This is a genomic window from Streptomyces beijiangensis (genome assembly GCF_017315755.1).
GTDB classification, from domain to species: domain Bacteria; phylum Actinomycetota; class Actinomycetes; order Streptomycetales; family Streptomycetaceae; genus Streptomyces; species Streptomyces beijiangensis.
Genome location: NZ_JAFLRJ010000727.1, coordinates 1 through 1,892 on the forward strand (window position 1 = coordinate 1; position 1,892 = coordinate 1,892).

The 1,892-nt window shown below is 68.0% G+C and carries 3 protein-coding genes; all 3 read left to right on the plus strand.

Features of this window, described 5'->3' with window-relative positions; genetic code table 11:
* The first annotated feature begins 237 nt into the window (after positions 1-237).
* The 3 genes from J0695_RS38670 (at position 238) to J0695_RS38680 (ending at position 1,828) form a co-directional block, all read left to right on the plus strand.
* Entirely contained in the window at positions 238-432 is a 195-nt protein-coding gene (locus J0695_RS38670) for a hypothetical protein (RefSeq protein WP_206969528.1), read from the plus strand.
* A gap of 132 nt (positions 433-564) precedes the next feature.
* On the plus strand, positions 565-972 hold the full coding sequence (locus J0695_RS38675; RefSeq protein ID WP_206969531.1) for a hypothetical protein: 408 nt from the start codon (positions 565-567) through the stop codon (positions 970-972).
* A gap of 100 nt (positions 973-1,072) precedes the next feature.
* Positions 1,073-1,828, plus strand: coding sequence for a hypothetical protein (locus J0695_RS38680; RefSeq protein WP_206969533.1), 756 nt, complete (start codon positions 1,073-1,075; stop codon positions 1,826-1,828).
* The last annotated feature ends 64 nt before the right edge of the window (positions 1,829-1,892 follow it).

Genomic DNA, 1,892 nt, shown 5'->3' on the forward strand with positions numbered 1-1,892 from the left:
GGGAAACCGTCAGGGTTTCGCGAGGGAAACCGTCAGGGTTTCGCGGGGGAAACCCCTTCCTTCCCTTCTCCCCGTACCTCTTCCCCTGCCTCAACTACCCCCCCAACCCCCACGGCTGACGCCGCAGGGGAGCCAGCTGCCGCCCAGACCGAGAGCCCCGATGCCGCTCCTGGGTGCCCGAAGCACCCCGGCCTGCCGGGGGCGAACTGCCGGGGGTGCGGGACGACGGTGCGGGCGGTGCGGCAACGCCAGAAGGCTGCGGCCGCCGAACGGCTCTGGGAGACGGAGGCGGCTCGGAACGCTGCCCGCCGGCGGGAGCGCGAGGAGATCACCCGCCGCAGGGACGCTCAGCCGGAGTCGTACGACGCTGCGCTCCAGGCGGCCCGAGAGGCCTTCCGGCAGGGGCGTGGTGCGGTTGGCGGGGGGCAGTGAAAGACGCGTCAAAGATAGATCACAACTTAATAACGTAACTCTCCGCGATCGGAGAGTGTCGCAAAATGCATATAGAATAAAGCCAAGAGGTGAGGGTGAGAGGCCCGAGCCAAATGACACGAGGAGAGCGACATGGGATATCTGCCCACCCCCCGCCGTAACCGAGAGGGAATGCCCGTACTCTCCGGCGATCGCGCCGCCGAGATACTCATCGCCCTAGCCGAACTCGCAGTTGAGGACCCCGATGACATCCTCCTCGCCCTCACGGCCATCGACGAGCTCCGTGAAGGCGTCGAGAGTGAGCGCGACCTCGACGGGGCCGGTCACGCCGCACCCCGTCGTGACGCAATCGTCGAGGCGCTGATCGACCGGTGCGGCGGCGAGGAGACCCCGCTCGACACCCGCCCCGTCATTCACGCCCTTCGCCAGGCCCGTGCCATCGCCCACGAGGCCCGCAGGATCGCCGAGTTCGCCGAAGCGCACGCCACCGTCATCCAGTCCGGCATGCAAGTCGTCGACCGACTCGGTACCGCAGCCTGATCGCGACGAGGGGGTGGCCGCGCAAAACGACAGCGGCCACCCCCTGGAAAAGATAGATCACAACAATCTAAAGTGCTGATTCCATCTCTTGGAGGAGACCGTGCAACTCGCCCACCTTCCCGACCACAACCGCACCACCGACCTCATGTGGCTGAGGCTCTGGACCAGCTACGCCCCCGTCATCACTCCGCTGCGCGCCCTCGGCCTCGTCACCGACGTCGAGTTGTGCGGTGGCGAGTACAACGTCACCGCCGCGCTCCCGGACGGCAGTTACTTCGCCATCACCTCCACGCACGCCCTGCCCGTCGACCCCGCGGACGTCACCGGGTGGACGGTGCAGCGCCTCTTCGACGACAACCCGACCCGAGCAGTCCTCTACGACTCCACCGAGGACGGCCAGGACGCGGAGCACGGCAACGCACTTGCCCCGATGCTCGGCCGAATCGTCCACTGGATGCTCGCGGGCCGCCGCGCCCTCCACGAAGAACTCCCCGGCCGGTTGGGTGAGCTCCTGGCCAACCTCGACCCCGGTGCTGCCTGGGCGGCGACCAACGCGCCGACACCAGCCGCCAAGGCGGCGGCCCTGGAGATCAAGCACCGGTCGGAGACGAACGAACTCCCTCCGACAGGAGCCGTGCACGCCGCAGGGCGGGGCGTCACCGTGATGTTCGCCGTGAACCACCTGCCGACGTGGGCGGTGTGGTGCGAACTCCTCCATCTGCACGACATCTCGTACCGCGGCTCGTACGCCACCGCCTTCGGCACCTTCCAGGGCGTCACCGTGAAGGTCATTGCGGACGGCGTGCCCGCCCTCGACGCCGCCCGGAACCGCGCCCGTCAGGAGCTGGGCCAGTGACCGGCACCTGCCACTGCCTCTTCGCTCACCCGGCCAACGACGAGAGCTATCGTCAAGACTTGTG